This window comes from Kitasatospora sp. MAA4 (genome assembly GCF_029893355.1).
Lineage (GTDB): Bacteria > Actinomycetota > Actinomycetes > Streptomycetales > Streptomycetaceae > Kitasatospora.
Map to the genome: position 1 here is coordinate 477,664 of NZ_JARZAI010000001.1, position 23,693 is coordinate 501,356.

The window sequence follows — 23,693 nt, forward strand, 5'->3', positions numbered from 1 at the left end:
AGGAGGTGAGCACCGTGATTCCCGGGTACCGCGTCGAGGTGCTGCCCAGCGTCGAGCTGCTGCCGGCCGGGCTGTGGGAGCGGCTGGCGCCCGGCGACGACCCCATGTGGTCCCGCGCGGTCTTCGTCGCGATGGAGCGCGGCCGGATCGGCCCGGACGGCTTCGCCTGTCTGGTGCTGTGGCGCGGCGCCGAGGCGCTGGCGGTGCTGCCGCTGTGCCTGTTCCGGCAGTTGCGGCTGGACGAGGTCGTCGGCCCGCGCGAGCGGCGGCTGCTGGCGCCGGTGCGCCGGCTGTTCCCGCGGCTGCTGCGGGTGCCGATGCTGTTCTGCGGGAACCTGCTGGGCCAGGGCCATCTGCCGACCGCGGAGCGGTTGTCGGAGCAGGAGTGCCGCGCGCTGGTGGCGGCGGTCCTCGACTTCGCGCGCCGCGAACGGCTGGGGACGGTGGTGTTCAAGGACTTCGCCCCGGCCGACCTCGACCCGCTGCGGGCGGCCCTGGCAGGCGCCGACTTCTTCTTCCTGCCGAGCCTGCCGGACACCGAACTCCGGCTGGGGCAGGCCTCGTTCGAGGAGTACCTGGCCGCGCTCCCGGCGAAGCCGCGGCGCAACGCCAGGAGCAAGATCCGCAGGTTCCAGGCACGGCCCGAGCTGCGGACGGAGGTGCTCGACGACTTCGGGCACCTGCTGCCGCAGATCCTCGGGCTGTACCGGCAGGTGATGGACCGCGCCGACCAGCGGCTGGACGTGCTCGACGCGACGTTCCTGGCCGCCGTGCACGGCGAGGTCGGCGCGCACCGGCGGCTCGTCGGGTGCTTCGAGAACGACCGGCTGGTCGCGTTCCTGCTCTGCTTCTTCGCCGGGCAGGGCGCCACCGGGGCGCGGATCGGCCTGGACTACCGGATCGCCCACGAGGCCCGGCTCTACCACAACGTGCACTACGCGGCGATCCGGCTCGCCATCGACTCGGGGTGCCGGCACATCCGCTTCGCCCAGACCGCGTACCAGCCCAAGCTCGAACTCGGCTGCGAGCTGGTCGAGCAGTGGCACGCGATGACGCATCTGCGCCCGCTGCCCCGCGCGCTGCTGCGGCGACTGCTCCCGTCGGCCCTGGCGGCGGCGCTGTCCGCCGCCCTGGGCCCGCATGCCGCGGGCTCACGATCTGCTGAGAAAGGGAACACTCGTGCCACGCGTTGAAGTGGATCTGCCCATCGCTGTCCCGCCCGACGCCGCCTGGGAGGCGGTGGTGGACGTCGAGAGCTACCAGCGGTGCATGGAGAGCGTCGACTCGGTCGTGATCACCGACCAGGCCGACGACCTGCACCGCACCACCGCGTGGTCGGTGCGCCTGAAGGGGTCGGTGCTGCGCTGGACCGAGGACGAGGTGATCGATCCGGTGGCCCGGCGCTTCGACTTCTGCCAGACCAGCGGCGACCTCGGCGAGTTCCTCGGCCACTGGGCGGTGGTGCCGGCGCCGGGCGGAGGCTGCGTCGTGTCGCTGCACGTCGACTTCGACATCGGCATCCCGCTGCTCGCGGAGATGCTCAACTCGGTCGCCGCGGACGCCCTGCGGGAGAACGCCGAGCAGATGCTGGCGGCGCTGGAGGAGCGGCTGACGGCCGTGCCGCAGGGGGTCGGCTCGTGAGCGCCGGCCTGCCGACGGCGGTGGACGACGCCGCCGAGGTCTTCGACCGGCTGCGCCGCCACCTCTCGCCGAAGCTCGCGCTGACCGGCAGCTTCGCCGGGCGCGGCGCGGTGGAGGTGTCCGGCGAGGGCTGCCGGGTGACGCTGTCCGACGGCCGTTCGGTGCTGGACTTCGGCTCGTACGCGGTCACGCTGCTCGGCCACCGCCACCCGGACGTGGTGGCAGCGGTCCACCGCCAGCTCGACACCATGCCCACCTCCACCCGCAGCCTGGCGAACCCGGTGGCCGCGCGGGCCGCCGCCTGCCTGGCCGGGTACCTGGGCGACGTGCTGCCGAAGGTCTACTTCGGACTCAACGGCGCCGACGTGGTGGAGGTGGCGGTCAAGCTGGCCCGGGTCGCCAGCGGGCGGTCCAGGGTGATCGCCGTCAGCGGCGGTTTCCACGGCAAGTCGCTCGGGGCCCTGGCCCTGACGCACAGTCCGCTGTACCGGGTGGGGCTGCGGGGCTGCGCCGTGGACGTGGTCCATGTGGACCCGCAGGACCCGGACGCCGTGCTGCGCGAGCTGGGGGCCGGTGATGTGGCCGCCCTCGTCTTCGAGCCGGTGCAGGGGGAGAACGGCGCCGTCGCGCTGCCGCTGGGCGTGCTGCGGCGCTGGAGCGAGGACGCCGCGCGGCACGGCGCGTTCGTGATCGCCGACGAGATCCAGTGCGGGCTGCGCCGGTGCGGGGAGCGCTCGGTCGCGCTGGCCGAGGGCCTGCCGGTCGACGCGGTGCTGCTCGGCAAACCGCTGGGCGGCGGGGTGGTGCCGCTGTCGGCGCTGGTCTGCTCCGAGCGCCTGTACGCCCCGCTGGACGCCGACCCGTTCCTGCACTCCGCCACCTTCGGCGGCCATCCGCTGAGCTGTGCGGCGCTGCCGGCCGCCCTCGGCGCGATCGAGGAACTGGCCGGGCAGGGAGGCGAGTTGAGTGATCAGCTGGGTGCCGGCCTGGAGCGGATCCGGCAGCGGCACCCCGGTGTGGTCAGCGAGCTGCGCGGCCGGGGGCTGCTGCGCGGGATCGACTTCGCCACACCGCGGGCGGCCGGCTCGGTCGTCCTCGAACTCGCCACCGCAGGGCTGCTGGTGTCGCCCTGCCTGGGTCGGCCGACCACCGTGCGGCTGCTGCCGCCGCTGGTTGCCACGGCGGCGGACGTCACGGAGGCGGTGGAGATCCTCGACGGCGCGATCGCGGTGGCCGAGCGGTCCGCCGGCGGCTCCCTACCCGGAAGGAACGGACATGCCCACACGTGAGGAACTGGCCCTGGTGGTCAGGACGGCCATCTCGGACGTGCTCGGCACCGAGGTCGACGAGGTCCACGAGCAGACCAGCCTGCTGGTCGACTACGGGATCGACAGCCTGGAACTGATGGAGATCGGCGCCCGGTTGGAGCGGGCCCTGGCGCTGCGGATCGCGGTGGAGGACCTGACCGGTGCCCGCAGTGTCGGCCACGCCATCGACCTGCTCGAAGCCCGTACGGCCGGGCAGTCGTGACCGGGCCGCAGGCCCGCGGACGCCATCCGTCCGGTGGTCGGCGCGTCGCGGTGACCGGCATCGGTGTGAAGGTGCCGGCGGGCCACGGGATCGAGGAGGCCTTCGAGACGGTGCTGAAGGCCAGGTCCACCGCCGGCCTCGTCGGCCGGCTGGTCGAGCAGGATCTGCCGGTTCATTTCGCCTGCCTGGTACCGCCGTTCGACCTCGACGCCTACCTCACCCGCCGCGAGGCGCGCCAGATCGACCGGACCACCGCCCTGCTGCTCTGCGCCGCCGCCGACGCGGTGGCCGAGGCGGCGCTGCCGCTCGATCTGGCGGCGGAGCGCGTGGGCGTGCAGATCGGCACGGGCATCGGCGGCCTGCCGAGCATGGAGGCGGTCACCCTGAGCCACGGCGATCGGCCCAGGGACATGCCCGTGCACACCGTGCCCCGGACCATGGCCAACTCGGCCGCCTGCCGACTGGCGATGCGCTACGGGTTCCAGGGCTCCTGCACGACGTACTCCGCGGCCTGCGCCAGCGGGACCACCGCGGTCGGCGAGGCAGCCCGCCGGATCAGGTACGGGGAGCTCGACGCGGCGGTGGCCGGCGGCGTCGACTCGGCCGTCACCACGGTGGTGATGGGCGCGTTCGCGCGGATGCGGGCGATGTCCGCCAGGAACGCCGAACCCGAGCTGGCCAGCCGCCCGTTCGACGCCGACCGGGACGGCTTCGTGATGGGCGAGGGAGCGGCCGCCCTGGTCCTGGAGCGCTGGGACCTGGCGCAGGCCCGCGGCGCCAGGATCTACGGCGAGGTGGCCGGCTACGCCGACACCTGCGACGCCTTCCACATCGTGGCCCCGCACGAGGACGGCGCGGTGGCCGCCCGCTGCATGCGCGGCGCCATCGCCGACGCCGGGCTCACCCCCGCCGACATCGGCCACATCAACGCCCACGGGACGTCGACGGTGCTCAACGACCGCGCCGAGGCCCGCGCGATCGACCGCTGCTTCGGCGGCCAGTCGCCGCCCGTCACCGCTGTCAAGGGGGTGACCGGCCACCTCATCGGCGGTTCCGGCGCCCTGGAGGCCGCGCTCGCCCTGCTCTGCGCCGCGCGGGGCGTGGTGCCGCCGATCGCCAACCTGGTCGCCAGCCCGGAGGCCGGCCTGGCGGACGTGGTGATCGGCACGGCGCGCAGCATCCCACCCGCCCACGTGCTCTCCAACTCCTTCGGGTTCGGCGGCCAGAACGCCTGCCTGGTGCTCACGCCGGAGCAGTGATCAGACCCGGGCAGTGAGCAGCAACGACTTCGAGCAGAAACGACGATGTCCATGCGAATCCTTCTCACCGGTGCGACCGGCGTGGTCGGGACCGAGGTCGCGCACCGGCTGCGGGCGGTCGGCCGGGAACGCCCGCACACCCTGACCCGGGTCGCCCGGCGGGCCGGTGACGACGCGCCGGTGTGCTGGAGGATCGGCGCCGAGCCCGCGCCGGCCGAGCTGGCCGGGCACTGGGACGTGATCGTGCACGCCGCCGCCACCACGCGCTGGACCCTGGGCCGCGCGGAGGCGGTGGAGGCGAACGTCGAGCCGCTGCGGGCCGTCCTGGCGCTGGCGGACCAGGACACCCACCTGGTCCAGGTCTCCACCGCCTACGTCGGCGGCCGGCGCAACCCCGAGGACCTGAAGGGCGCCGAGTTCGAGGGCTACCGCAACGGCTACGAGTGGTCCAAGGCCGTCTGCGAGGAGCTCGCGCGCGCCGAGCACCGCGGCCCGCTGACCGTGGTCCGGCCGCCGCTGATCGTCGGACGCCGGTACAGCGGCGAGATCCGCCGGTTCTCCGGCCCGTACACGCTGCTGCAGGCACTGGTCTCCGGGCTGGCCGCCGTGGTGGTCGGCGATCCGGGCGGCTACGCCGAGATCGGCCCCGTCGACGAGGTCGCCGCGCTGATCGCCGACGCCGCGCTGTCGCCGCCCCCCGACGCGCCGCGTACCGAGGTGCTCGCGGGCGGGCGGGGGAGCCTGACCCTGGGCACGCTGCTCGACGTCGTCTGCGAGACGCTCAACGAGTGCCGCGCGGCGCACGGCGTGGCGCCCATCCAGCGGCCGCCGATTGTGCCGGGGGAGAGCTGGGACCGCTTCTTCCTGCCGCTCGCCGACCAGTACCTCTCGCCCTTCCAGAGCCAGGCCGTGAAGCTGCTGGCGATGTTCCAGAGCTACACCAGCATGAGCGAGCCGTTCGAGCCGACCCGGACGGTCGAGGATCCCGCCGCGGTGATGGCGGCCTCCGTCCGGTACTGGGCCGCGGCCAAGCCGCGGCTGGCCCTGGCGCGCCCCGAGCCGTGGACGCTGCTGGCCAGGGCCGCCTGACGGGACGGCGAGACCCGGCCGGATGGCCTACCCCTGATCCGGGGCCGCGTCTCCGTGCAGGGCGAGAAGGGCCTCGTAGCGGCGCAGCACGTCCCGCCGGTCGGTCTCCTCGGGGACGGAGGCGTCGCACGAGCGCTGGATCATCGCCGCCTGGTCCAGCAGGACCTGGCGGCGGTCCGGGATCGAGGTCTGCTCCAGGATCTTGTAGAGCCCCTCCAGCTGGCGGATCATCACGGCCGGTTCGCCGAGCGAGGACTGGCGGATCTTCTCGAACGAGCGCTGGACCAGCCGGTCGTAGTCGGGCTGGTAGGCGATCACCCGGATGTGGCCGCGCGGATCGCGGTACACGCGCTGCGGGTGCCAGCCGGTGGTGATCCGGCACAGGCAGTCGCTCAGCCAGTCGATGCAGGTCAGGGCGGTGAAGGTGTCGTTGACCGCGGCGGACAGCGCGCGCAGGGCGATCTCCACCAGCTGGTCGACGCCGAAGGAGATGTCCTGGGCCAGCGTCCGGTACGGTCCGGTGACCTGGCCGTGGGCCAGCTGCTGCGCCACCGCGGAGGCCGCCGCGGCCGGCCAGACGACCGCCAGCGGCTGCCCCTGGACCAGGAAGTGCCCCGGCCGGTACGGGAGATGGAGCACGGCGTCGGACTCCGCGGCGATCCGGACCAGCCGTTCGTGGCGGATGTACTGGAGGTAGCCGCTGGCGGCGGTCGGGATCGCCGCCCCGGACTCGCCGATCCGGGCGAGCAGTTCGTCGCGGGTGGGACCGCTGTCCAGGCCCGGCGGCGCCGCGGGATCGGCGCCGCCCTGGTCCTCGATGGCCTGGGCGAGGTCGCCGGCGATGCTCGCGATGACCTGGGGGAGCTGGATCATCGTGGCGATGTGGTTGATGAAGTAGATCAGCATGGCCAGGTCGACCAGGGTCAGGCCCAGTGACGCGGTGATCGACAGGTGCGGGACGAAGTCGCCGTGCGGGCCGGGACTAATCGCCACCAGCACCAGCACGATGTAGAAGAAGGAGCCCACGAAGGTGCCCAGGGTCAGCTGGGTGCCGCGGTCGCGGATGAAGTTGCGCAGCATCCGGGGGCCGAACTGCGTGGAGGCCAGGGTCAGGGCGACGATGGTGATCGAGAAGACCAGACCGACCACCGTGATGATCGCCGCGGCCATCGTGGTCAGGATCTGCCGGGCCGCGTCGGCGGTCCCGCTCAGCACCCAGGTGGGCAGCGCGAACAGGCCGTCGTAGGCGTCCCGGTCCACCATCAGGGTCAGTGCGAACAGCCCGATGGCGGCCAGTGTTTCGAGCGCCGGCACCAGCCAGAGGTTGGTGCGCAGCGTCTCGCGCCGCCAGTCGGCCTCCAGGAACGCCCCGCCGCGCATCATCGCCGCCGCCCGGGCGCGGCGAGGTCGGGCGGGGCGGGGCTGAGTGCTCTGGTGTCCATATCGACCAGAATGTCGCAGGAGACAACCCTCAGCGCAGGGGCTCACCGGAGAGGCGTTGGGCCAGGTAGACCGGCAGGATCGCCAGCACGATGAGGACGGCGGCCACCACGTCCACCACCGGGCCCTGGTTGGGGCGGGAGAGGTTGTCGAAGATCCACAGGGGGAGGGTCTGGGTGCCGGGACCCGCGGTGAAGGTGGTCACCACGATCTCGTCGAAGGAGAGCGCGAAGGCCAGCAGCGCGCCGGCGAGCAGCGCGCTGCGCACGGCGGGCAGTGTGACGTACCAGAAGGTCTGGAAGGTGTGCGCCCCCAGGTCCGCTGACGCCTCCTCGGCCGACGGGGCGATCCGCCGCAGCCGGGCCGAGACGTTGTTGAAGACCACCACGATGCAGAAGGTGGCGTGTCCGACGACCACGGTGAACAGGCCGAAGCCCACGCCGAGCGGGGTCAGCACGGTGCGGAACGCGGCGTTGAGCGCGATGCCGGTGACGATGCCGGGCAGGGCGATCGGCAGGATCAGCAGGAAGGAGACCGACTGCCGGCCGAAGAACCGGTAGCGGGTCGCGGCGAAGGCCGCCATCGAGCCGAGGACCAGCGCCACCGCGGTCGCTCCGAGGCCGGCCTTCAGCGAGGTGGCGAGAGCCGCGCGCAGCCCGGTCTCCTGCCAGGCCGCCGACCACCAGCGGGTGCTGAAACCGGACGGGGGCCAGGCGAAGGAGCGCGAGGCGTTGAAGGAGTTCACCAGGACCAGCAGCAGCGGGGTGTAGATCGCGGTCAGTCCCAGCGCCGTCGCCAGGCGCAGCAGGACCCGGGCGCTGCGGGAGAGGTACATCGGGGCCTCACAGATTGTCCAGCGCGCCGGTGCGGCGCACGGCGAGCAGGTAGCCGACGATCAGCAGCACCGGCACGCAGGACACCGCCGCCGCCAGGGGCAGGTTGAGCGTCACGTTGGACGCGATGACGTTGCCGAGCATGGAGGTGGTGCCGCCGACGATCTGCACGGTCAGGTAGTCGCCCAGGCTCAGCGAGAAGGTGAAGACCGACCCGGCGATGAGCGCGGGCCTGGCCAGCGGCAGCACCACGCTGCGGAAGGTCCGCCACGGTCCGGCGCCGAGGTCCGCCGAGGCGTCGAGCAGGCTGTCGGGCAGCTGCCCGAACGCGGTGCAGAGCGGCAGCACCATGTAGGGCAGCCACAGGTAGGCGAGCACCATGACCACCGCCGGCACGCCGAAACCGGGGGAGTGCCCGCCGAAGGGCGCGGTGATCCAGTCCAGGATTCCGCCGTGGCTGAGCATCACCCACCAGGCGTACGCCTTCACCAGGTAGCCGGCCCACAGCGGGGTCAGCACCGCCACCAGCAGCAGCCGCCGGCTGCTGGGCCCTGCCACCCGCGCGATGTGGAAGGCCATCGGGAGGGCGATCACCGCGTCGATCAGGGTCACCGACACGGCGATGCCCAGGGTGCGCAGGGCGACCGTGCGGTACTGGGGATCGGTCAGCACCGCAAGGAAGTTGGCCGTGGTCCAGCGGTACTCGATGCTCGAGGTGAACTCGTTGGTGGTCCAGAACGCCGACAGCAGCAGGACGGCGAGCGATCCCAGGTAGGCCAGCGCCAGCCAGGTCATCGGCGCCGACAGCAGCGCCGCCAGCCGCAGGCCGGGGTGCCGGTGCAGCACCCCGGCCAGCCTGCGGACGGGAGTTCGGGCCGCAGCGGGGGCGGACATCAGCTCTTGATCTCGTTCCAGGCGGTGACCCACTGGGCGTACGTGGTGCAGTCGCCCCGGCCGCTGCCGTCGGCGCACTGCGCGGTGGGCGTGGTCCAGTAGTAGACGTTCTTCCACCAACTCTCGTCGGTGGCGTGGTAGTCGGTGCAGAAGTTCGGGTTGTCGGTGATCTGTCCGCAGGCCTTGGAGTTGGCCGGGGCCTCGCCGAAGTACTCGGCCACCTGGGCGTTGACGGCGGGCGAGACGATGTAGTTCATCCACTGGTACGCGCAGTCGGGGTGCTGGGCGTGGGCCGAGATCATCCAGGTGTCGGACCAGCCGGTGGAGCCCTCGGTGGGCAGGATCGCCTGCGTCTTCACCTTGCCGTCGCCGGCGACGGCCTGCTGGATCACCTCCCAGGTGGTGCCGATCAGGTCGTCGCCGGAGTCGAACGCGGCCTGCTCCTTGGTGTAGTCGCTCCAGTAGGAGCCGATCTGCTTCTTCTGGACCTTCAACAGTGCTACTGCGGCGTCGAGTTGGGGCTTGGTGAGAGCGTAGGGATTCTTGATGCCGAGGTCGGGCTCTGTCCGCATCAGGTAGAGCGCGGCGTCGGCGATGTAGATCGGGCTGTCGTAGGCGGTGACGTGCCCTGCGTAGGGGGAGTCGGCCGCGAAGACCGAGCCCCAGGAGGTCGGGGCGGGGGTGACCTTGTCGGTGTTGTACATCAGCAGGTTGGCGCCGCGCCCGTGCGGGATGCCGTAGGGCACGCCGTTGACCGAGTTCCAGGGCTGGTTCTTCAGACCCGGGTAGATGTCGGCGTAGTTGGGAACCAGCGCGGTGTTGACCGGTGCGACGTCGCCGCCGGCGATCAGGCGCAGGGTCGCGTCGCCGGAGGCCGAGACGGTGTCGTACTGGCCGGTCTTCATCAGCGCGACCATCTCGTCGGAGGTGCCCGCCACCTTGAGGTTCACCTTGCAGCCGGTCTGCTGGGTGAACGGGGTGACCCAGTCGACGGTCTTGCTGTCCTGCCCGTACTCGACGTAGCCGGCCCAGGCGACGATGTTGACGGTGCCCTCGCCCGCGCCCAGCGACTTCTGCGCGCTGATCTTCGGCGGGGCGAAGCCGCCGCTCGCGCTGCTGCCACCGGCGTTCGAGCTGCACGCGGCGGCCAGCAGCAGGGCGGTGGCGGCCGTCAGGGCGCGCAGGGGGTGACGGATGCTCATGAACGTCCTTAACTAAGCTCAGGTGTCGATCCGGACGGTGTGTTCTCGCTGCCAGGCCAGCAGGACCGCCGAGCCCCGGTGCCGCGCGAGGTCGGCGCCGGACTCCGCCAGGTTCTGCCGCGCGGCCACCAGGTGGCCGCCCGCCTCCAGGTCCACCAGGAACCGGGTCTGCGCACCGGCGTAGACGACCTCGCGGATCGTGCCGGTGACGATGTACTCGCCCGGCCCGGCCGGGTCGTCGGGGTGCGCGATGCGGATCTTCTCCGGCCGCACGGAGTAGGTGCCGGCCTCGCCGAACACCTGGGCGGCGGGCTCGCCCTGGAGCAGGTTGGAGGTGCCGACGAAGCTCGCCACGAACGCGGTGGCCGGGTGCTCGTAGACCTCGGCGGGGGTGCCGATCTGCTCGATCCGCCCGGCGTTGAAGACCGCGATCCGGTCGCTCAGGGTGAGCGCCTCGTCCTGGTCGTGGGTGACCAGCAGGAAGGTGATGCCGGCCTCGCGCTGGATCTGCTTGAGCTCGATCTGCATCTCCTGGCGGAGCTTCAGGTCGAGGGCGCCGAGCGGCTCGTCGAGCAGCAGCACCGACGGGCGGTTGACCAGTGCGCGGGCCAGCGCCACGCGTTGGCGCTGCCCGCCGGACAGCTGGGCGGGCCGCCGGTCACCGAAGGAGTGCAGTCGCACCGTCGCCAGTGCCTCGGCGGCCCGCTCGGCCCGCTCCGCCCTGGGCACCCGCTTCACCTTCAGGCCGTACTCGATGTTCTGGCGCACCGACAGATGCGGAAAGAGGGCGTAATCCTGGAACACCGTGTTGACGTCGCGGTCGAACGGCGCCAGACGGGTGACATCGACGCCGCCGAGCAGTACCCGGCCGCTGCTCGGCGACTCGAAGCCGGCGATCATGCGCAGCACGGTGGTCTTGCCCGAACCGGAGGGTCCGAGCATCGAGAAGAACTCGCCGGGCCTGACCTCCAGATCGACGCCATCCACCGCGCGCACCGGCCCGAACGCCTTGCTGACCCCGGCCAGCGCGACGGCGCCGGGGGCGGGCGGGCCGGCGCCGCGGGCGCGCGGATCGCGGGGCGGAGCACTCTGCGGGGACGGGCTCGGGCCGGTCCCGGGGGAGGGGCTGGGCGTCACAGAGACGACTCTGGCACGGCACGCTGCCAGCCGAAGCCCTCCTCGTCACCCGAGTTGAGCGTGTTCGAGTTCGTGTTCGTGTCCATGGGGATGCCTCCGGGGTAGCCGTGCGGTGTGGTGGTGACCTGTATACCGCCGGGGTCGGGGACGGGGTCAGCACCTGCCGCTGGCAGGTGGCGGACATGGCAGGGACAGTCCGTCGCGGCGCCGGGAGGCCGGTTCAGGCCAGCGGCGGGGGAGTGCAGGAACTGACCACTTCTCACCCGCTCGGGCCCGCCGCAGAGTTGGAGCCGTCAGCAGCCCGCTGGCACCGGCCACCACCCGAAGGAGACTGGAACATGTCTGCATTCGAGGAGCTCGAGAACCTGGTCACGACGATGGCTGCGGCCGAGCCGGAGGACATCGACGGCGACGACGGCGTCGGCGACGTGGCGTGGAAGGTCTCCTACTCGACCTACTACAACTCCTAGCAGTCCGGGCAGGGGCACTCGTCGCACTGTGCGGGGAGTGCCCCTGCGTCGTCCCCAGCCACTGCCGTCGTCCCCGTCGTCCCCGTCGTCCCGAGGAGCTCGACCATGAACTTCGTCATTCCGGACGAGAAGGTCCAGCAGGGAATCAAGGTCCTGCTGGACGACTACGTCCTGATCGAGAGCACCGACACCTTCGTCATCACCTACACCCCGGACAGCCGCGACCCGGCGGCCTGGCTGGCGATCGCGCTCAGGCACCGGGGCTTCGAGGCCCCGATCGTCCCGATGCGCAAGCTCCAGGACCCGGAGTTCGCCGGGCGTTTCGAGGCCGTGCTCCCCGATCCGGAAACGCTGCCGGGCCGCCTGGTCGTCCTCACGCTGGAGCGCGACACCATGTCGCACTTCAACGTCTTCGAGGCCGCGATGAAGAGGTACGGCGGCGAGCGCACGATGATCCTGCGGATCATCAGCGCCTCCACCGCGTTCTTCACCAAGTCCCTCAACCTCGCGCCCGCGGAGCTGACCCGGTTCAACGCGACGCTGCTGGAACGGGTGAAGCCGGCCCGCAAGGTGCGGATCACCAGCCGCGGCGGCACCGACCTGACGATCGAGCTCGATGCGCAGAAGTACCACTGGATCAGCAACCGGGGGGTGTGGCGTCCTGGCGGCTTCACGATCCTGCCGGCCGGCGAGATCGCGACCTTCCCGGTCACGGTGGACGGCGTGCTGGTCGCGGACGGGGCGTTCAACGCCAACATCATCACGCCGCTCAACGCCAGCCTGGCCGCCAACCCGGTCCGGGTGGAGATCGAGAACGGAAGTGCGGTCAGCCTCAGTTGCGCCGACCCGAAGCTCAACGAGATGTTCCAGCTCTGCATGAACAGCCCCTACGGGCGCAACGTCGGAGAGTTCGGCCTCGGCACCAACCGCGGGATCGACGAGTTCATCACCGCCAACTCGCACATCAACGAACGGCGTTGCGGCGTCCACCTGGGCTTCGGGCAGCACAACCAGCGGCTGAGCCGGGTCCCGTACGTCGCCGACGTGCACCTGGACCTGATCACCGCCGGCGCGCTGGTGTGGGTGGACGACGACCCGGAGCCGATCGACCTGGAGAGCTTCGCCGCCACCGACGTGGAGCACCCCGCCGACGCGCTGGACGAGGACATCACCGGCGACTGCTGCGGCCTGGGCTACGGACAACTCGAGGGCCTGGCCTGCGAGACCGTCGCCCCGGAGAGGATCAGGCGATGACGGCCGACCCCTCGGCATCGGCCGAGGAGCTCGCCCGGCGCGGCTACGTGATCCTGCGCGGCATCCTCGACGCCGGCGAGGTGGCCCGGGCCCGGGACCTGTGCGCCGGCTACCTCGCGGGGTCCGGCTCGCAGGAGATGCTGACCAGCGCCTTCCTGGCGGACGAGTTCCTGGCCGGCATCGTGCTGCGCGAGCGCGTGGTGAGCGCCGTCAGGGAACTCCTGGGCGAGGAGCACCCCGTGCTCTACCCGAACTGCACCGCGCGCAAGAACGTCTACGTCCCCTGGCACGTGGACGCGACCTTCGTCGGACCGACCGCCGGGTACGTGTGGGAGCCCGGGTTCGCGCACGTCCAGTGCGGGCTCTACTTGCAGGACAACGACCCGGTGGCCGGGGGCGGCATCGACGCGGTGCGCGCCTCGCACCTGATGTCCTTCGACGGATACGGCACCACCGAACCGGAGTTCGACATCGCGGCGCGGACGGTCGGCGAGTCCGACCTGCGCGAACGGGTCGACACCCGGGCCGGCGACGTGGTGGTGTGGAACGCCCGCCTGATGCACACCAGCACGCCGGTCCTGCGGGAAGCGGGCCGGGAGAAGTTCGGTGTCTTCTTCAGCTACGCCCGCCCGCACGTGCGCGACAACCACCGGTTCCTGAGCCAGATCGCGGTGGACTCGATGCGCACGATGAACGGTGTCTCCCGGCTCATCCCGCGGCTGGCCGAGATCGCCCGGATGCGCTACCCGGAGAGCTTCCCGGCCTGGTTCGCCAAGGAGGCCGCCGACGCGGCCGTCCAGATCGCCACCTTGTAAAGGACGGACGAGTTGACATCGACGACTCTGGTCGGCGGGGACGAGCAGGCCGCGCAGTCCCCGACGTTCCCCGACCGCAGGTTCCGGGCGCTGTGGGTCGCGACCGGGCTGTCCCAGGCGGGTTCGGCGGTCAGCAACGTCACGATCCCGGTGTGCGCGGCGGTCACGCTGGGCGCCTCGGCCCTGGAGATGACCTGGCTGGCGATGATCGAGCTGCTCCCGTCGCTGCTGATCAGGATCCCCGCGGCGGCGTGGTCCGACGGGCTGCGCCGCCCGCGTGCGCCGATGATGGCGGCCTGCAACCTGGTGCAGGCGGTGATCATGGGGCTGATCCCGCTGCTGTGGTGGTCGGGGGTGCTGACCATCGGGCTGCTGCTGGTGCTGGCCGCCGCGGCCTCGTTCGCGCTCGGCGTGTACTCCGCGCTGGCCGGTCCGCTGATGGTGCAGATCGTTCCCAAGGCGCACCTGGTGGAGGCCAACGGGAAGATGTCCGCGACCCGCAGCGTCGCGGACATCAGCGGACCCGCGCTCGGCGGGGCGCTGCTCGCCCGGATCGCGGCGCCCTCGGTGGTGCTGGTCGACTCGCTCTCCTTCCTGGCCTCCGCCGCCCTGCTCGTCAGGGTCCGGGCCGGGAAGGCGCCGGAGAGCTCGGAAAAGCCCGAGCGTCCCGAGAAGCGGGAGAAGCAGAGACTCGGCTTCGCCGCGAACCTGCGGCTGGCCGTCGCGATGGCGCGGCAGTCCGGCGTCCGGGCCATGGTCGCGGTCGCGTTCGTCAACGGGCTCACGCAGCCGGTGCTGGTGCTCTTCCTCGTGCGGTCGGTCCACATGCGGCCGCCGCTGATCGGTACCCTGCTGGCCTTCGGCGCCGTCGGCGGCGTGGCGGGGGGCATGCTGGTCGGCCGGGCGCAGAAGGCGCTCGGGCCGGGCCGGACGCTCGCGGTGGGGACCGCCGCCAGCCTGCTGTCGCTCGCGCTGCTCCCGTTCGCGTCCGCCGGGCCGAGTGCGATGGCCGGGCTGGTGCTGCTGGAACTCGCGGGGAGCTTCGGTGGGACGCTGCTGATCGCCACGGTCTTCGGCGGGCTCCAGGCCGCGGCGCCGCGCGAGCGGATCGCGCAGGTGATGGCCATGGCCTGGGTGCAGTTGCAGGCGGCCGGCCTGATCGGGGTGCCGGTCGGCGGGGCGCTGGCCATCGCCTTCGGGACGCGGTGGGCGATGGTCGCCGCGTTCGCCGTCCTGGCCGCCGCCCTCGGTCCGCAGCTGGTCCGCTGGGCCCTGACCCGGTGGGCCCCGGACCCGCCGATCGCAGTGTGACCGGGGCCCACCGCGATCCGCGGGTCCGTGGACGGGTCGTCCCATGTATCTGACCAAGACCACGGTGGACACGGGCGGTGTCGGCGCCGCGCCGCACTCCGCGGAGCAGCTGCACCGGCAGCTGCTGCGCAGCACGGCGGGCACCGACAGCCTCCAGCACGCGCGCATCGTGGTCCACGAGGACTGCGTGGTGTTCTGCCTCTACGTGCAGGCCCGCGATCTGCTGGAGGCGGCGCGGGTGGCCGAGCAGTTGTGCTGCCGGACGATGGCCAGCGCCTGCCGCGGTTGGGCCGTCCGCTCCACCGAGGTGGGCCCCTGAGCGCGCCGGGGGCGTTGCTTACTCCAGGTCGTCCGGCGTGATCCAGGCGCGCGAGACGGCCTGGGCTCCGGCCTGGAACCGGCTGCGCGCGCCGAGCCTGGTGTGCAGGTCCGCCGCGACCCGGCGGGCCGTGCGGACCGAGACGCCCAGGTGGCGGGCGATGGCCTCGTCGGTCAGACCCGCCGCCAGCAGCCTGAGCACCTGCCGCTCCTGGCTCGACAGCCCGTCGTCGTCGCGCCGGCGGGACGCGCCGAGCGCCGTCGCGGACCGCCAGACCGAGTTGAACAGGGCGGTCAGTGCCGTGATGACGCCGACGCTGGAGATCACGATCGCCGCGCTGCCGCCCTCGGCCGCCTCGAGCGGCACGACGGCCACCCGGCGGTCCACGATGAGCATCCGCAGCGGCAGCGACGCGGTGGTGCGCACCTCGCTGCCGAGCCCGCCGAGCCACTGGGCGTACTCCAGGGTCGGCCGGTGGTTGCGCACGCTGTCCTGGTAGACCGTGCGCACCCGCACCCCGCGTTCGATCGCCTCGGCGTCCAGCAGCCGGCTGGCCTTGAGGTTCTCCTCGGACTGGGCGCCGCCGGGCATGAAGGAGCTGGCCTCCCACTCGCAGCTGCGCGCGAGTTCGCCCAGCCGGTCGCGGATCGCGTCGATGCCGGACAGCCGCTCGATGTCCGGGTCCGCTTCCGGCTCCGCGCCGGTGTCGGTCGTCCGGCTCTCGGCGCGTTCGGCCAGCAGGATGGACAGCGCGGCCGTGCCCTCCTCGATCTGCTGGTGCCGACGGGCCATCTCGGCCTGCTGGCGGGCCACCAGCGCCGAGAGGCCGACCTCGGGACGCACGGCCTTCGGCGCGGGCCGGCCCGGGAACACCTGGAGCAGGGAGATGCCGGTGAGCTCGTCGAGCGCGACCCGGATCTGGTCGTGGTCGACGTCGAGCCTGCGGGCGAGGATGTCGAGGTCCTCGTCCGGGTGTTGGAGCATCGCCAGATAGACAGACTCGGCGAGGCTGCTCAGCCCAAGCCCTTCGAACATTGACCACTCCCTCTGTCGCGGTCGGGTGACTGACTTCGGCGCACGTCTTCTCCCGCTCGCCACCACGCAGGAGTCACATCCGGCAACTGTCGTTCACAGAGTGGCACTTGATGCGCTACCCCACAAGACGTCGGCACCCCGGCGTCGCCGGGGTGCGGCCGGCCACCGCCTGCCGCTGCTGGGAACCGGAACTACCGCGCAGTGTAGTGGAGTTGCGACAGGGCGCTACTCCCTGAGCGGCTACGGCAGTTCGGCCTCGCGGCGGGCGACGAGGTGGAAGAGGCGCGCGAACTGCCGGTAGGGGTCCCGCAGTCCGGCCTGCCACTCCAGTTCGCAGAGGTCCGCGAACTCCTCCGGCGACGGCTCACCGGACCGGTGGTCGGAGAAGACCCGCACGCCGTGCCACTCCACCGGCGGGACCCCGAGCGCGGCCAGCCGCCGGCCCAGGTCCAGCGGGGTGTCGGGGCGGGTGGGCAGGTAGCGGCCGCCCTGCTCCCGGGACTCCAGCAGCGTCGCCAGCGCGCCGCGCCAGTCGCCCTGCAGTCCGTCGCGCAGCGCCAGCGAGTCGCGGTTGACGGTGAGCACCGAGACCAGGCCGCCGGGGGCGACCAGGCGCGCCAGCACGTCCAGCAGGGGGTCCGGATCGTCCAGGTAGAGCAGGACGCTGTGGCAGCAGACGAGGTCGAACCCCGTCCCGACCAGCTCCACGGCCTGTTCCCCCAGCCCCTGGACCAGGCTGACCCGGCGGCCGACCTCGGGCTCCTCCGCCGCGAGCAGGTCCGCGGCGGCCCCGAGCAGCGTCTCGTCACCGTCCACCACGGTCACCGAGTGCCCGGCCCGCGCCAGCAGGACCGCCTGGCGTCCGAAGCCGCCGCCGATGTCCACGACCCGGCACGGACGCCCGGGCAGGCGCCGGACCAGCGCGCGGGTGACGAGCTGGAACCGGACCTCGCCGCGGATGCTCCGGGCGTGGTCGAGGTAGGCGCCGGCTCGCGCGTCGGCGCCGTGCCTCCAGGAGTTCTCGCCCGGCTGTGCGGCGGCGTTCGTCATCGGCGTCGGTCCCTTCCCGGATCCCGTCGGGCTTCGGCTGCTGCCGAGCCCCCCTTTCTAACGCGGCGCCGGTCTCCCGTCCCAGGGCGCCGCGGTGGCCGAAAGCTGCACCGGCCCGAACCGGCCGCCTCGCGCCCATCCGGCCGGTTCCGCCCGCCCGGGCGGGTGACCGCAAGTGACCACTTCCGAGCGGGCCCTCCCGTCGCGTATCCCTGGGACATGGCACTGTTGGCGCACTCCGCTTCCTCGGGCCCGACCCGCCGCGTCGAGCGCGCAACGCTCGGCAACGGGCTGCGACTGGTGCTCAGCCCCGACCGGCACGCCCTTGTCGCGGCCGTCGCGGTCGTCTACGGCGTGGGCACGCGCACCGAGCCCGAGGGCCGCTCGGGCTTCGCCCACCTCTTCGAACACCTGATGTTCCAGGGGTCGGTGAGCCTGCGCAAGGCCGCCTACACCCGGCACGTGGAGCGCTCCGGCGGCACCTTCCGCGGCTCCACGCACCTCGACTTCACGCTGTACGGCGAGGTCGCCCCCGCCAACGCCCTGCACCGGATGCTCTACCTGGAGTCCGACCGGATGCACGGCCTGCGGCTCACCGAGGCGAACCTGGCCAACCAGGTCTCGGTGGTCGAGGAGGAGATCCGGGCCACCGTGCTCAGCCGGCCGTACGGCGGTCTGCCCTGGCCGCGCCTGCCGTCGCTGATGTTCGAGACCTTCCCCAACACCCATGACGGCCGGGGCTCGTTCGCCGACCTGGAGCGGGCGACCCTGGCGGAGGCCGCGGGGTTCTTCGACCGCTACTACGCCGCCGGCAACGCCGTCCTGTGCGTCTGCGGCGACTTCGAGCCCGATCGCGCGCTACGGGCGATCGAGCGCTGCTTCGGCGACATCCCGCCCCGCCCGGCGCCTGCCCCCGCCGACCTCGGCGAACCCGAGCGCGCCGGTGAACGCCGCGCCTGCTACCGCGATCCGGTGGCGCCGCTGCCGGCGCTCGCCTGGGGCTGGCGGGTGCCGGACCCGATCGGCGACCTCGCCGGGTTCCTGCCCTATCTGCTGGTGGCCGGCCTGCTGGCCGGTACGGACGGCTCCCGCCTGGTCCGCCGCCTGGTGTTCGAGGACCGGACGGCGACCTCGGTGACCGGGCGCGTCGGCTTCCTCGCCGACCCGTTCACCGTGCGCGACCCGTCGGCCCTGGTGTTCCAGGCCCGGCTGCCGGCCGGCGCGGACGCCTGGCGGATCCTGGACGCCGTCGGCGAGGAGATCGAGCGCCTCGCCGCGGTCGGCCCCGAACCGGCCGAACTCGACGGCGTCGCAGCCCGCCTGATCGTCGAGCAGCTGGACCGGACGGACTCGGTGCTGGGCCGCGCCGAGCGGCTGGCCGTCTTCGAGCTGCAACGCGGCGACCCGTTCCTGCTCGGCGAGCTGCCCCGCCTGCTGGGCTCGGTCAGCGCCGGCGACGTACGCGAGGCCGCCGCCCGGCTCACCCCGGACCGGCGCTCGGGCATCGAGGTCGTGCCAAGGGCCGAGCGCCGGTGACCCGGCGACCCGCGCGGCGGATGCCCGCGCTCGGCCCCTTCCGGCCCGTGCTCGTCCCCGAACACGTCGAGCTGACGCTGCCCAGCGGTCTCACCGTCCTGGCCGTCCGCCGGCACGGCGAGCCGCTGGCCGAGCTCAGGCTGCGGATACCGCTCGCGGGCGCGGACCCCGCGCCCGCCCGACTGCTGGCGCGCACCCTGTTCGCGGGCACCGCGTCCGTTCAGCAGCTGGGTGGCAGTCTCGGCGCCGACGTGAACCGGGACCGGCTGCGGATCAGCGGCCGAGCGCCGGTCGGCGCCCTCGACCGGCTGCTGGCGACGCTGGCCCGGCTGCTCGCGGCGGGCGCCTACCCGCCGTCCGAAGTCCGCGTTGCCCGCGCCGGGTTGGCCGACCAGCTGCGCGTCGCCCGGTCGCTCCCGGCCCAGCTGGCCGCAGCGGCGCTGGCCCGGCGGATCTATCCAGGCCACCCCTACGGCCGGCCGTCGCCGGAGCCCGAGGAGGTCGCCGCGGTGGCCTCGGAGGATCTGCGAGCCCTGCACGCACGGCTGGTGCGGCCCGCCGGCTGCACGCTGGTCCTGGTCGGCGACCTCGATCCGCAGGCCGCCGCCGGGACCGCGGCCCGCTGCCTGGCGGGCTGGACCGGGACGGCCCCCGAGCACGTGCTGCCCCCGGTCCCGCCGCTGCGCCCCGGCGCGCTGCTGCTGGTCGACCGGCCCGGGAGCGCGCAGTCCTCGCTGCGCATCGCCCTCCCGGCCGTCCCGCGCGGCCATCGGGACAACGCGGCGCTGCGGCTGGCCAACCTCGTCTTCGGCGGCTACTTCTGCTCGCGCTGGACCGCCAACCTGCGCGAGGACAAGGGCTACAGCTACGGCCCCCTCTCGGTCATCGAGGACCGGCCGGCCGGTGCGCGACTGATCGCCTCGGCCGACGTGGCCACCGAGCACACGGCGCCGGCGCTCGTCGAGACCCTGCACGAACTCGGCAGGATCGCCTGCCTGCCACCGGACCGGGCCGAGGTCCAGCGCGCACGCGACTACACGCTCGGCTCGCTCGTGGTCCTCGGCATGTCCACCCACCGCGACCTCGCCGACCTCGCCGCCGGCCTGGTCGACGGCGGACTGCCCCTCACCTACCTGGCCGACTACGCCCGACAACTCGCCGCAGCGACCGTGGACGACGTCCACCGCGCCGCCGCCGACTACCTCGCCCCCTCTGGAGCCGTCCCCGTCCTGCTCGCCGACGCGGCACGGGTGTCCCGCGCCGTCGCCGCACTGGCACCGGTCACGGTCCAACCGGCCTGAGCGGGATCAGCGCAGCAGGTCCGCCTCCCGCACGCGGTGGAGGTGGATGAGGACGTCGTAGGACCGGCCGATCGCGAGGGTGTCGAGCGGGCAGGGGTACTCAGTGCCGATCTGGCGGGTCGGGCGGGCGGTGTCCAGCCAGGCGCGGGCCGCTGCCGGGGCGTTGCGGGTGTCCAGGACGTAGTCGGGGTGGCGGAGTTGGCCGAGGGTGTACTCGTTGGTGCCGGGAGCGGGCGCGTCGACCGTGAACTTCTTCCACGGGCCGTCGAGGCTCTTGTCCTGCGACAGGAAGGAGCCCTGGCCGAAGGTGGTTCCGATCGCGAGGTAGCCCTTGCCGAGCGTCTCGCGCAGGAACGCGCCCTGCACCTTCGGGTACATCTCGGGCTCGGCGGTCACATAGGCCACATGCCCGTCGTGGGCGGACAGCAGCATCCGGTCACCGGTGTGTCGCTGCCACCAGGTGATGTTGTCGGCCATCAGCTGGTCGCGGTAGAGCTCCGCAGCCGTCACCGCCCTGGGGTCGCCGAAGTCGAAGGCGAGGAACGCGGCGGTCTGGGCGATGGACCGGGCGTGCTGCACCGTCCACTCGAACTCCTCGCCGCCCGCACCCCGTTGGGATTCCAGAAGCTCCAGGGCCTGCTGGGCGCGGGCTGCCAGCTGCCGGCGCTGCGTCAGCGGTCCGCCCATGTAGGCGATGGCGTCGTCGAGGGGGCGCAGGCCGGTGTAGAGCTCGGTGAAGCGCGCCAGCAGCTGCGGGTGGAGCCGGCCGACGTAGCCCGTCACCCGCTCGAAGAAGTCGTCGCCCACCCTGGGAGCACCGACGTCGTCGCCCATGAAGTGGACCCGGTGGCCGGGACGGCTGCGGTTGTGGTCGCGCATCCACTCGATCAGATGCAGGAACTCCTCGCGTCCGAACGGCGATCCGCCCAGGGCCTGCTGGACGACCTGGCGGGCGTCCCCTCGGCCGCTCTGGACGTACTCGTCGAGCAGCAGTCCCGACGGCCAGCCGATCTCCAGGGCGAAGGTGGTGAAGCCCTTCTCCTCGACGAGATACCGGAAGACCCGCTCCTTCAGGGTGAACAGCTCGTGCGACCCGTGCGTGGCCTCGCCCAGGCCCACCACCGCGGCGTCGCCGATCATCGCCCCCAGCGGGCGCAGGTCGGCCGGGTCCGGGCCCGGTTCCGTCGACCGCAGCGGGTGGGCGGCCTGTTCGAGGGCGCGGACCGGGTCCTTCCCGGCTGCGTAGGCCGGCGTGGGAACCAGCAGCGCCCCCACGGCGGCCGCGGCCGCTGCCAGCAGCGGGCGCCGCCCCATCGTCGTCTTCTCGGTCATGCGGGCCACAAGCCCCTCCTGGGTCGGGGAAGTTGCCGGAGATCCCGGCCTGCTCCCAGCCCATCACCCGGCCGACGCCGATCCGTGCGAGCGCAGGACGAGATCGCACAGGGGACCGGGGTCCCCCACGGCACGGAGACCAGGACCCTGGTCCCTGGTCCCCGCTTCCGGGTCGCCGGCCGAAAACGGTGCAGGGCCCGGCGGGGAACGCCGGGCCCTGCACCGTCGGGGGACTGCCGGGGGATCAGTCCGCGACGGAGATACGGGTCTTGTGGTTCTTCGGGGTCTCGGCCTCGTCCAGCAGGGCGATGGCGAGGTCGGCGTAGGAGAGGTGGCTGGTGCCGTCCTCCTTCGTCAGCAGCTGGTCGCCGCCGACGCGGTAGGTGCCGGTGCGCGGGCCCTCGTCGAGAACCATCGGCGGGGTGACCACGAGCCAGTCGAGGTCGGTGGTCGCCGAGCGGAAGACGTCGAGGCCGGCGGCGTGGCCCTTCGAGAACTCCAGGAAGCCCTCGGGGAACTCCGGGCCGTCCATGATCCGCTGGCCCGGCGCGAACTCCAGGTTGGAGACCAGGCCGATGATCAGGGCGCGGGTGACGCCGGCGGCCGGCAGGCTCTCCAGCAGGGCGTGCGCGGCACCGACGAAGAACGGCTCGGGCGCCGAGGCCATGTCGTAGACCGCGCTGATCGCGATGTCGTGGCCCGCGGCCACGGCGGCGACGCTGTGCACGTTGGTGACGTCGCCGGCGACGAGCTGGACCCGCTCGCCCGCCAGGTCGTCGTACTTGGCAGGGTCGCGGACGACGGCGGTGACCTCGTGGCCCCGGGAAATCGCCTCCTGGATCACCGCACGGCCGGCCTTGCCACCCGCACCAAAAACAACAACCTTGCTCATCGGATGCCTTCCTTCGTGGACGAGGTGCAGATAATCACCCCGAAAAGGAAGGTATCCAGGGGGGCGCGGGGGAGCAATGGCGAATGACCCCAGACATTTCTAGGGGGCGGGCTCCGGACGGCCTCAGACGGCGTCGGAGCCGGTCTTGCCGGCCAGGCCCGGATCCCCCGGAGGCGGGATCAGGGCCAGCTGGCGCACCAGGTAGCCGGCCTGCAGGCGGGTCCGGGCGTCGATGTCCTGCATGAGCTCGGAGATCCGGCGTTGGCAGGTGCGCGGTGAGATGCCGAGCTGCCGGGCGATCGACTTGTCGTCGTGACCGCTGACCAGCATGCGCAGCAGCGTCTGGGTGAGCGAATCCGATATGGAGCGGATTTCCTCGCGGTCGAATCGCGGCTTGAACGGTTCCGCAGTCATCCAGGCCCATTCGAAAGCCTGCACGATGAAGTGGGTGATATCCGGATCGCGGATCAGGACGGCACCCTTCGGGTTGTCCGGCAGCGAGATCACCGCCGTTCTCCGGTCGTAGATGATCGCGCGCATGAAGCCGTTTCCGGTGGTGCGGACCTCGGCGCCGTTGCCGGTGATCTGCTCCACGTACGTGCGGGTGGGCTGGTCGAACCGGGCGGTGTGCTGGTAGAGCGTGCGCATCCGCACCCCGCGCCCGAGCACCTCGCTGTCGCGCCGGGCGGCCTCCTCCAGGATCGTCGCGTTCCGGGCGCCGCCGGGCTGCGAGGTGATCACCTCCTGCTGGCACTCCTGCGCCAGGCGGCCCAGGATGCCGCGCACCGCGTCCAGATCCTCCACCCGCTCGTAGCCGGCCTCACTGCGCTCATCAGCGCCGTTGGCCTGGTAGAGGGGCACCAGGCTCTGCAGGTGCTGGCGGACCTGCTCCACCTCGTGCTGGCGGGCGCGCAGTTCCTCGTCGTAGGGAGCCAGCAGCTGGAGGGAGGCGGACTGCGGGCTGACGGCCACGTAGTGCCCGGCCGAGCCCTGGGCCGGAAGCAGCAGTCGCAGGCTGACCAGATCGAGTATCGCGTCAGCGACCAGGTTTGGAGTCAGTTCGAGGTCGTTTGCGCAGGTCGCGCCGTCGATCCAGGAGCGGCGGATGGCGTATGCGTAGACGCGATGGCCGATCGAGCCCTCCTGAAGCACCCCCGAGATGTCCGCTATCTCCCTGTTGAACATACTTGCAGCCCCCTCAGCTTTCAGCCAGTCGCGATCTGGATCCTATGGCAGCCGCGGAATCCCTCCGAATGCTTGCGATCATTCTCAACGACGGCAATTCCGCACCGAGCGGAGTCGCCGGGAACAATGAGTGTTCACTTTCGGGACATATACGGGGGAACGTATGAA

At 72.3% G+C, this 23,693-nt stretch carries 23 protein-coding genes; 13 read left to right on the forward strand and 10 right to left on the reverse strand.

Annotated features, from left to right (window positions below; translation table 11 throughout):
- Positions 1-5 precede the first annotated feature (5 nt).
- The 6 genes from P3T37_RS02175 to P3T37_RS02200 are packed head-to-tail and all read left to right on the forward strand — an operon-like array spanning position 6 to position 5,519.
- On the forward strand, positions 6-1,193 hold the full coding sequence (locus tag P3T37_RS02175) for a GNAT family N-acetyltransferase (RefSeq protein ID WP_280721634.1): 1,188 nt from the start codon (positions 6-8) through the stop codon (positions 1,191-1,193).
- Positions 1,180-1,641 (forward strand): SRPBCC family protein, encoded by a 462-nt coding sequence (locus P3T37_RS02180; protein ID WP_280721635.1) that lies wholly within the window; start codon positions 1,180-1,182, stop codon positions 1,639-1,641. Before P3T37_RS02175 ends, P3T37_RS02180 begins: the two co-directional genes overlap by 14 nt.
- A complete protein-coding gene (locus P3T37_RS02185) occupies positions 1,638-2,930 on the forward strand; it encodes an aspartate aminotransferase family protein (RefSeq protein WP_280721636.1) in 1,293 nt (430 codons plus the stop codon). The genes P3T37_RS02180 and P3T37_RS02185 overlap by 4 nt, the downstream gene beginning before the upstream one ends.
- The gene (locus tag P3T37_RS02190) at positions 2,917-3,171 is read left to right on the forward strand and encodes an acyl carrier protein (protein WP_280721637.1); all 255 of its coding nucleotides are present in this window, start codon (positions 2,917-2,919) and stop codon (positions 3,169-3,171) included. The genes P3T37_RS02185 and P3T37_RS02190 overlap by 14 nt, the downstream gene beginning before the upstream one ends.
- Positions 3,168-4,430, forward strand: a complete 1,263-nt coding sequence (locus P3T37_RS02195; RefSeq protein ID WP_280721638.1) for a beta-ketoacyl-[acyl-carrier-protein] synthase family protein — start codon at positions 3,168-3,170, stop codon at positions 4,428-4,430. Before P3T37_RS02190 ends, P3T37_RS02195 begins: the two co-directional genes overlap by 4 nt.
- Before the next feature lie 45 nt (positions 4,431-4,475).
- Positions 4,476-5,519 (forward strand): SDR family oxidoreductase, encoded by a 1,044-nt coding sequence (locus P3T37_RS02200; protein ID WP_280721639.1) that lies wholly within the window; start codon positions 4,476-4,478, stop codon positions 5,517-5,519.
- Positions 5,520-5,546: 27 nt separating this feature from the next.
- Here P3T37_RS02200 and P3T37_RS02205 read toward each other — a convergent pair whose 3' ends face one another.
- The 5 genes from P3T37_RS02205 to P3T37_RS02225 all read right to left on the reverse strand — a co-directional run bounded on the left by P3T37_RS02205 (position 5,547) and on the right by P3T37_RS02225 (position 10,914).
- A complete protein-coding gene (locus P3T37_RS02205; protein ID WP_280721640.1) occupies positions 5,547-6,902 on the reverse strand; it encodes a DUF2254 domain-containing protein in 1,356 nt (451 codons plus the stop codon).
- 88 nt (positions 6,903-6,990) lie between these two features.
- Positions 6,991-7,794, reverse strand: a complete 804-nt coding sequence (locus P3T37_RS02210) for an ABC transporter permease (RefSeq protein ID WP_280721641.1) — start codon at positions 7,792-7,794, stop codon at positions 6,991-6,993.
- Between the two features lie 7 nt (positions 7,795-7,801).
- Positions 7,802-8,686, reverse strand: coding sequence for an ABC transporter permease (locus P3T37_RS02215; RefSeq protein ID WP_280721642.1), 885 nt, complete (start codon positions 8,684-8,686; stop codon positions 7,802-7,804).
- Complete coding sequence (locus P3T37_RS02220) at positions 8,686-9,888, reverse strand: ABC transporter substrate-binding protein (protein WP_280721643.1); 1,203 nt, start codon at positions 9,886-9,888, stop codon at positions 8,686-8,688. Before P3T37_RS02220 ends, P3T37_RS02215 begins: the two co-directional genes overlap by 1 nt.
- A gap of 18 nt (positions 9,889-9,906) precedes the next feature.
- Complete coding sequence (locus P3T37_RS02225; RefSeq protein WP_348533206.1) at positions 9,907-10,914, reverse strand: ABC transporter ATP-binding protein; 1,008 nt, start codon at positions 10,912-10,914, stop codon at positions 9,907-9,909.
- Between the two features lie 449 nt (positions 10,915-11,363).
- Here P3T37_RS02225 and P3T37_RS02230 point away from each other — a divergent pair, with 449 nt between their 5' ends.
- From P3T37_RS02230 to P3T37_RS02250, 5 genes are all read left to right on the forward strand, one after another.
- Positions 11,364-11,495, forward strand: coding sequence for a hypothetical protein (locus tag P3T37_RS02230; protein WP_280721644.1), 132 nt, complete (start codon positions 11,364-11,366; stop codon positions 11,493-11,495).
- 105 nt (positions 11,496-11,600) lie between these two features.
- Positions 11,601-12,749 carry a hypothetical protein gene (locus P3T37_RS02235; protein ID WP_280721645.1) on the forward strand — a complete coding sequence of 383 codons (1,149 nt, stop codon included), beginning with the start codon at positions 11,601-11,603 and terminating at the stop codon, positions 12,747-12,749.
- Complete coding sequence (locus P3T37_RS02240; RefSeq protein WP_280721646.1) at positions 12,746-13,564, forward strand: phytanoyl-CoA dioxygenase family protein; 819 nt, start codon at positions 12,746-12,748, stop codon at positions 13,562-13,564. Before P3T37_RS02235 ends, P3T37_RS02240 begins: the two co-directional genes overlap by 4 nt.
- A gap of 12 nt (positions 13,565-13,576) precedes the next feature.
- Positions 13,577-14,875, forward strand: coding sequence for an MFS transporter (locus P3T37_RS02245; protein ID WP_280721647.1), 1,299 nt, complete (start codon positions 13,577-13,579; stop codon positions 14,873-14,875).
- A 43-nt stretch (positions 14,876-14,918) separates the two neighbouring features.
- A complete protein-coding gene (locus P3T37_RS02250) occupies positions 14,919-15,194 on the forward strand; it encodes a hypothetical protein (protein WP_280721648.1) in 276 nt (91 codons plus the stop codon).
- An 18-nt stretch (positions 15,195-15,212) separates the two neighbouring features.
- On the opposite strand, the gene P3T37_RS02255 is transcribed toward P3T37_RS02250, so the two are convergent.
- Together P3T37_RS02255 and P3T37_RS02260 are read right to left on the reverse strand one after the other, a co-directional pair.
- Positions 15,213-16,229, reverse strand: coding sequence for a LuxR family transcriptional regulator (locus P3T37_RS02255; protein WP_280721649.1), 1,017 nt, complete (start codon positions 16,227-16,229; stop codon positions 15,213-15,215).
- A 240-nt stretch (positions 16,230-16,469) separates the two neighbouring features.
- Positions 16,470-17,279 carry a methyltransferase gene (locus P3T37_RS02260; protein ID WP_280721650.1) on the reverse strand — a complete coding sequence of 270 codons (810 nt, stop codon included), beginning with the start codon at positions 17,277-17,279 and terminating at the stop codon, positions 16,470-16,472.
- A gap of 219 nt (positions 17,280-17,498) precedes the next feature.
- Between P3T37_RS02260 and P3T37_RS02265 the strand changes: the two genes are divergently transcribed.
- Together P3T37_RS02265 and P3T37_RS02270 are read left to right on the forward strand one after the other, a co-directional pair.
- Positions 17,499-18,815, forward strand: a complete 1,317-nt coding sequence (locus tag P3T37_RS02265; RefSeq protein WP_280721651.1) for a pitrilysin family protein — start codon at positions 17,499-17,501, stop codon at positions 18,813-18,815.
- Complete coding sequence (locus tag P3T37_RS02270; RefSeq protein WP_280721652.1) at positions 18,812-20,116, forward strand: pitrilysin family protein; 1,305 nt, start codon at positions 18,812-18,814, stop codon at positions 20,114-20,116. The genes P3T37_RS02265 and P3T37_RS02270 overlap by 4 nt, the downstream gene beginning before the upstream one ends.
- 6 nt (positions 20,117-20,122) lie before the next feature.
- Here P3T37_RS02270 and P3T37_RS02275 read toward each other — a convergent pair whose 3' ends face one another.
- From P3T37_RS02275 to P3T37_RS02285, 3 genes are all read right to left on the reverse strand, one after another.
- The gene (locus tag P3T37_RS02275) at positions 20,123-21,448 is read right to left on the reverse strand and encodes an erythromycin esterase family protein (RefSeq protein WP_280721653.1); all 1,326 of its coding nucleotides are present in this window, start codon (positions 21,446-21,448) and stop codon (positions 20,123-20,125) included.
- A 244-nt stretch (positions 21,449-21,692) separates the two neighbouring features.
- Positions 21,693-22,340 carry an NAD(P)H-binding protein gene (locus P3T37_RS02280; protein WP_280721654.1) on the reverse strand — a complete coding sequence of 216 codons (648 nt, stop codon included), beginning with the start codon at positions 22,338-22,340 and terminating at the stop codon, positions 21,693-21,695.
- 123 nt (positions 22,341-22,463) lie between these two features.
- Entirely contained in the window at positions 22,464-23,525 is a 1,062-nt protein-coding gene (locus P3T37_RS02285) for a helix-turn-helix transcriptional regulator (protein ID WP_280721655.1), read from the reverse strand.
- Positions 23,526-23,693 lie beyond the last annotated feature (168 nt).

Excerpts from the sequence above, each read along its gene's own strand:
- P3T37_RS02190 (WP_280721637.1), top strand. The coding sequence starts at position 2,917 with ATGCCCACACGTGAGGAACTGGCCCTGGTGGTCAGGACGGCCATCTCG.
- P3T37_RS02200 (WP_280721639.1), top strand. The coding sequence starts at position 4,476 with ATGTCCATGCGAATCCTTCTCACCGGTGCGACCGGCGTGGTCGGGACC.
- P3T37_RS02205 (WP_280721640.1), bottom strand. The coding sequence starts at position 6,902 with ATGATGCGCGGCGGGGCGTTCCTGGAGGCCGACTGGCGGCGCGAGACG.
- P3T37_RS02210 (WP_280721641.1), bottom strand. The coding sequence starts at position 7,794 with ATGTACCTCTCCCGCAGCGCCCGGGTCCTGCTGCGCCTGGCGACGGCG.
- P3T37_RS02215 (WP_280721642.1), bottom strand. The coding sequence starts at position 8,686 with ATGTCCGCCCCCGCTGCGGCCCGAACTCCCGTCCGCAGGCTGGCCGGG.
- P3T37_RS02220 (WP_280721643.1), bottom strand. The coding sequence starts at position 9,888 with ATGAGCATCCGTCACCCCCTGCGCGCCCTGACGGCCGCCACCGCCCTG.
- P3T37_RS02230 (WP_280721644.1), top strand. The coding sequence starts at position 11,364 with ATGTCTGCATTCGAGGAGCTCGAGAACCTGGTCACGACGATGGCTGCG.
- P3T37_RS02235 (WP_280721645.1), top strand. The coding sequence starts at position 11,601 with ATGAACTTCGTCATTCCGGACGAGAAGGTCCAGCAGGGAATCAAGGTC.
- P3T37_RS02240 (WP_280721646.1), top strand. The coding sequence starts at position 12,746 with ATGACGGCCGACCCCTCGGCATCGGCCGAGGAGCTCGCCCGGCGCGGC.
- P3T37_RS02250 (WP_280721648.1), top strand. The coding sequence starts at position 14,919 with ATGTATCTGACCAAGACCACGGTGGACACGGGCGGTGTCGGCGCCGCG.
- P3T37_RS02255 (WP_280721649.1), bottom strand. The coding sequence starts at position 16,229 with ATGTTCGAAGGGCTTGGGCTGAGCAGCCTCGCCGAGTCTGTCTATCTG.
- P3T37_RS02260 (WP_280721650.1), bottom strand. The coding sequence starts at position 17,279 with ATGACGAACGCCGCCGCACAGCCGGGCGAGAACTCCTGGAGGCACGGC.
- P3T37_RS02265 (WP_280721651.1), top strand. The coding sequence starts at position 17,499 with ATGGCACTGTTGGCGCACTCCGCTTCCTCGGGCCCGACCCGCCGCGTC.
- P3T37_RS02275 (WP_280721653.1), bottom strand. The coding sequence starts at position 21,448 with ATGACCGAGAAGACGACGATGGGGCGGCGCCCGCTGCTGGCAGCGGCC.
- P3T37_RS02280 (WP_280721654.1), bottom strand. The coding sequence starts at position 22,340 with ATGAGCAAGGTTGTTGTTTTTGGTGCGGGTGGCAAGGCCGGCCGTGCG.
- P3T37_RS02285 (WP_280721655.1), bottom strand. The coding sequence starts at position 23,525 with ATGTTCAACAGGGAGATAGCGGACATCTCGGGGGTGCTTCAGGAGGGC.